At 49.5% G+C, this 5325-nt stretch carries 4 protein-coding genes; 1 reads left to right on the plus strand and 3 read right to left on the minus strand.

Annotation, left to right across the window (positions count from 1 at the left end; all coding sequences use genetic code 11):
• On the plus strand, window positions 1-1370 hold a 1370-nt coding region (locus tag MHN01_RS15525), incomplete at its 5' end, for an EAL domain-containing protein (RefSeq protein ID WP_239412174.1).
• Here the strand turns inward: MHN01_RS15525 and yfaE are convergent.
• Genes yfaE through nrdA form a run of 3 tightly spaced genes read right to left on the minus strand, consistent with a single transcriptional unit; the run spans window position 1367 to window position 5113 of the window.
• Entirely contained in the window at window positions 1367-1666 is a 300-nt protein-coding gene (gene yfaE, locus MHN01_RS15530; protein WP_239412175.1) for a class I ribonucleotide reductase maintenance protein YfaE, read from the minus strand. The two genes, MHN01_RS15525 and yfaE, sit on opposite strands and share 4 nt — an antisense overlap.
• The gene (nrdB, locus tag MHN01_RS15535) at window positions 1663-2796 is read right to left on the minus strand and encodes a class Ia ribonucleoside-diphosphate reductase subunit beta (protein ID WP_239412177.1); all 1134 of its coding nucleotides are present in this window, start codon (window positions 2794-2796) and stop codon (window positions 1663-1665) included. The genes yfaE and nrdB overlap by 4 nt, the downstream gene beginning before the upstream one ends.
• Window positions 2797-2845: 49 nt before the next feature.
• Window positions 2846-5113, minus strand: coding sequence for a class 1a ribonucleoside-diphosphate reductase subunit alpha (nrdA, locus tag MHN01_RS15540; protein ID WP_239412176.1), 2268 nt, complete (start codon window positions 5111-5113; stop codon window positions 2846-2848).
• Between the last annotated feature and the right edge of the window lie 212 nt (window positions 5114-5325).

Genomic DNA, 5325 nt, shown 5'->3' on the forward strand with positions numbered 1-5325 from the left:
GTACGCCGGGTGATGTCGGGGCGCTACGTAAAACGGTTTTTCTTTCATATCGTGTGAAAGAGATAGGCCTGATTAACCAGGGCAACAGAGTGTATTGTACCAGCAACCTAGGCCGGACATCGATACGTATTTTTCCCAGTACTATTGCGCGCTGGCCGGAAACAGCAGGCAGCAGAACACTTTCTTTAACCCGGGCGAAAACGGGTAAGACTCAATCATTTTTTGTATACCTACGTGGCCAGGATGGCATGGGGGCAAATGCACTGATCCCGCCCGATGTTCTTACTGAGTTAGTCGGAAGTGGGCTGCCGTTTGATAATTTACCCTTTGTCGTTACCGTTGCGGGGAAGCCTCAACTGAGTGCTCATAATGGCATTGATGTTAACGAGGCAAAACATCAGGTGAGTGTCATGAAATTTATCTCCCCCCAGTACCCGCTAGAGCTTGAGATTCTGGTGACGCCGAGGTTTAAATTACATTATTTAATAGAGCAGTACTGGATATCGATATTGCTTGGTAGTGTCTTTAGTCTGATTTATGCCTATGCGAGCCACCGCAAGGTATTGCGCCAGTCTTTGCCAGCCACGTTTGAGTGGGCACTAAAAAATCGCGAACTGGAAGTCTACTTTCAGCCGATTGTCGATCCCCGTATCGATAAGCCACTGGGCTTTGAATTGCTGTTGCGCTGGCAACACCCAGTCCATGGAATGATCTCGCCGCTAATTTTTATTCCGCTGGCTGAGCAGTTGGGAAAAATCTCCGCGCTAACTGATTTTGTACTCGACACGGCTATCGATTTTATTCGTGACAATGAAGCCTTGATGGAATCACGTTATTTGTCAGTGAATATAAGCCGTCACTCGCTGCTTGATCATGAGTTTGCGGAGCGTATCTGCCAGCGTTGCAATAACGACAGGCTGATCACCAAGCACTTGCTTCTGGAGGTGACCGAGGAACTGGCCTTTTCGGAGTCGGAGATGGTGACCGTCATTGCCCAGCTAAACAGGTTACAGGCCTGCGGTTTTCGAATTGCAGTGGATGACTTCGGTACCGGTTATTCTGGGCTTGATTTGATCCGGCGTTTTCCGTTCGACGTGGTCAAAATCGACAAGGTCTTTATTAAGGAACTCGTGGAAGAAGGCACTGCCATTCCGCTTCTGGATTCGATGATAGGACTGGCCCGTCGCCTGGATATGTCGATTATAGCCGAAGGCGTAGAAACAGTTCAGCAGGCAGAGAGCCTGCTGCAGCGAGGGGTGAACTATCACCAGGGGTTTTACTATGCTAAACCGATGCCACAGCGGACATTGCTGGAATGGCTGAAGACGTTCAAACAACCTACGCTGAGCGAAGAGGTCGTAGGTTGCTAGCTATTGGCGGCTTGTTGGTCGGTTTGTAGGGTTTCTGCCAGCAGGTAATCGAATTCGATCTCGAGGTTGCTCTTGGGCACGGAACAGCAAGCCAAGACTTCGTTGGGGGCGACAAAAGCCATCACATCATCCTGATTGACGGCACCTGTTTTCAATTTGCAGCGGCACGCACCGCACATGCCGTTTCGGCATTGGAACTCAGGTTGCAGTCCGGCTTTTTCCAGCTGATTGAGTAACGGTTCACGGCTGTTGCCGTGAACCGTTTGTCCGTTAACCTTGATGGTTAATTGACTCATAGCTCGAAGTCACCCAGATCGTCGGCGCTGACGTCGTTGTCAATTTGGCCGACCAGGTATGAGCTGATCTCAGCTTCCTGCGGGGCAACCTGAACGTTGTCCGAAGATAGCCATGAGTTAATCCACGGAATTGGGTTTTGCGTCGCACCCGGATAAGCATGCTCAAGGCCAACCGCCTTCATACGCAGGTTGGTGATGTACTCGACATACTGACACAGAATGTCTTTGTTCAGACCGATCATCGAGCCGTCTTTAAACAGGTATTCCGCCCATTCTTTTTCCTGCTCGGCAGCCTCTTTGAAGATATCGAAGCACTCTTGCTCACACTCTTGGGCGATTTCAGCCATTTCAGGATCGTCCTGACCGGTACGCAGCAGGTTCAGGATATGCTGGGTGCCGGTAAGATGAAGTGCCTCGTCACGGGCGATCAACTTGATGATCTTGGCGTTGCCTTCCATCAGCTCGCGCTCGGCGAAAGCGAATGAGCAGGCAAAGCTGACGTAGAAACGGATGGCTTCCAGTGCATTGACCGACATCATGCACAGATAAAGCTTCTTCTTGATCTCACGAAGGTTAACCGTAACGGTTTCACCGTTAATGGTATGGGTACCTTCGCCCATACGATGGTAGTCGCTGGTGGCCGAAATGAGATCGTCATAGTATTTCGAGATATCACCAGCACGTTTGATGATATGCTCGTTATCAACGATATCGTCAAACACAATGGCCGGATCCGTCACTATGTTGCGGATGATATGGGTATAGGAGCGCGAGTGGATCGTTTCAGAAAACGACCATGTCTCAATCCAGGTTTCAAGCTCCGGGATGGAGACAATTGGCAGTAGCGCAACGTTCGGGCTGCGGCCCTGAATGGAATCAAGCAAGGTCTGATACTTCAGGTTGCTGATGAAAATGTGTCTTTCGTGATCGGGCAGATTATTGTAATCAATGCGGTCGCCCGATACGTCCACTTCCTCCGGACGCCAGAAGAAGGAAAGCTGCTTTTCAATCAGCTTTTCGAAAATTTCAAATTTCTGTTGGTCATAACGAGCAACGTTGACTGACTGGCCGAAGAACATCGGTTCTTTTAGCTGATCGTTATTGGTTTGACAAAAAGTGCTATATGCCATCATATCCTCAACATCGATGGGAGCTTAAGCTCCCATCGTTTCAATTCAGTTAAATCTTGCAGCTGGTGCAGTCATCTGCGCCTGCATCACCCTGGCTGTCTGCAGCGCCGTCACGGGTGTTGTGGTAGTACAAGGTTTTCACGCCGAGTTTATACGCTGTCAGCAGGTCTTTTAGCAAGAGTTTCATTGGTACTTTGCCGCCCGGCTGGATGCTCGGGTCGTAGTTTGTATTTGCTGAAATCGCCTGATCGATAAATTTCTGCATGATACCGACCAGCTGCAGGTAGCCGTCGTTGCTGCCGATATTCCAAAGTAGCTCGTAGTTGTCTTTGTACTTGCTGTACTCAGGTACCACTTGCTTCAGGATACCGTCTTTCGATGCCTTGACCGATACGAAGCCACGTGGCGGCTCGATACCATTGGTCGCATTCGAGATCTGAGACGATGTCTCTGACGGCATCAGGGCAGACAGGGTCGAGTTGCGCAGACCGTGTGTCTTGATCTCTTCACGTAGAGTTTCCCAGTCGTAGTGAAGTTCTTCGCTACAGATCTTATCGATGTCCTGCTTGTAGGTATCGATAGGCAGAATACCCTGCGCATAGGTAGTTTCGTTAAACGCCGGACATGCGCCTTGCTCTTTTGCCAGACCGACAGACGCTTTCAGCAGGTAATACTGCATTGCTTCAAATGCCTGGTGAGTCAGGTTGTTTGCGCTGCCGTCTGAGTAGCGCACACCGTTTTTCGCCAGGAAGTAAGCAAAGTTGATCACACCCACACCCAGAGTACGGCGGTTCATGGTCGAACGGCGTGCCGCCGGAAGCGGGTAATCCTGGTAATCAAGCAGGGCGTCCAGCGCGCGAACAGTCAGATCCGCTAGCTCTTCCAGATCATCGAGTGAGTCGATAGCACCAAGGTTAAATGCAGACAGTGTACACAGGGCGATCTCGCCGTTTTCGTCTTCAACGTTGTTCAGCGGTTTGGTTGGCAGCGCAATTTCCAGACACAGGTTAGACTGGCGAATTGGTGCAACAGCCGGGTCAAACGGGCTATGGGTATTACAGTGGTCGACGTTCTGTACGTAGATACGGCCGGTAGACGCACGCTCCTGCATAAGTAGCGAGAACAGCTCAATCGCCTTGATGGTCTTACGCTTGATGTTGCTGTCTTGCTCGTATTTCACGTACAGACGCTCAAATTCGTCCTGGTCAGCAAAGAATGCATCATACAGGCCTGGCACATCTGATGGTGAGAACAGGCTGATGTTCTCGCCCTTGATCAGGCGGGTGTACATTAGCTTGTTGATCTGAACACCGTAGTCCATATGACGGACACGGTTTTCTTCAACACCACGGTTGTTCTTAAGAACCAGCAGGGATTCGACTTCACCGTGCCAGATTGGGTAGAACAGGGTTGCGGCACCGCCACGAACACCGCCTTGTGAACAGCACTTAACGGCAGTCTGGAAGTACTTGTAGAACGGAATACAGCCGGTGTGGAAGGCCTCGCCCCCACGGATTTCCGAACCAAGGGCACGAATGCGGCCTGCGTTGATACCGATACCGGCACGCTGGGAAACGTAACGTACGATCGAGCTTGCAGTGGCGTTGATTGAATCCAGGCTATCGTCACATTCGATCAGTACACAGGAGCTGAACTGACGCGTTGGAGTACGTACACCAGACATGATAGGTGTAGGTAGTGAAATCTTGAATGTTGATACCGCATCGTAGAAACGCTTGATGTAGCCAAGACGGGTTTCTTTCGGATACTTGCCGAACAGGCAGGCAGCGATCATCATATACAGGAACTGGGCGCTTTCGAAAATTTCGCCTGTTACACGGTTCTGAACCAGGTACTTGCCTTCCAGCTGTTTAACAGCGGCATAAGAGAAGTTCATATCACGCCAATGGTCAATGTAGCTGTCCATCAGGTCAAACTCTTCTTTGCTATAGTCTTCGAGCAAATGGTTGTCGTACTTACCTTTTTCTACAAGGTTCGTAACGTGGTTAAAAAGTTTTGGTGGCTCGAATTGACCATAGGCTTTCTTACGCAGGTGGAAGATAGCAAGACGTGCAGCAAGGTACTGATAGTCAGGCGTTTCTTCTGAAATCAAGTCAGCCGCTGCTTTGATGATGGTTTCGTGGATATCCTCAGTTTTGATCCCTTCGTAAAACTGAATGTGAGATTTTAGCTCGACTTGAGAAACGGAAACATTCTCCAGGCCTTCGGCAGCCCAGGTGATCACTCGGTGGATCTTCTCCAAATCGATACTTTCTTTGCGTCCATCACGCTTGGTAACAGTTAGCTGTTGATTCATTTTTGGTCTTTTTCCCAGTATTTCTTGAATAACAGTGTTTTTTGCAACTTTCACAATAAGGGTAGCAAAGATTGTGATCTTTGTTCACTTCCTGTTGTGAATCGAAAACACTATATATTGGGGTGTTGAGCTTATGGGGTTACAAGATAGTGATGAAGAGGCTGTTTTGCAAGGCGGTAATTTTTAACCGCCTGTGGATAACATGGGGATGG

It is taken from the genome of Photobacterium sp. OFAV2-7 (assembly GCF_022347985.1).
In the GTDB taxonomy this organism is placed as follows: Bacteria; Pseudomonadota; Gammaproteobacteria; order Enterobacterales; family Vibrionaceae; genus Photobacterium.

What these genes read in the sequence shown, in the direction of transcription:
- nrdB (WP_239412177.1), bottom strand. Translation starts at nt 2,796, where the DNA reads ATGGCATATAGCACTTTTTGTCAAACCAATAACGATCAGCTAAAAGAA.
- nrdA (WP_239412176.1), bottom strand. Translation starts at nt 5,113, where the DNA reads ATGAATCAACAGCTAACTGTTACCAAGCGTGATGGACGCAAAGAAAGT.
- yfaE (WP_239412175.1), bottom strand. Translation starts at nt 1,666, where the DNA reads ATGAGTCAATTAACCATCAAGGTTAACGGACAAACGGTTCACGGCAAC.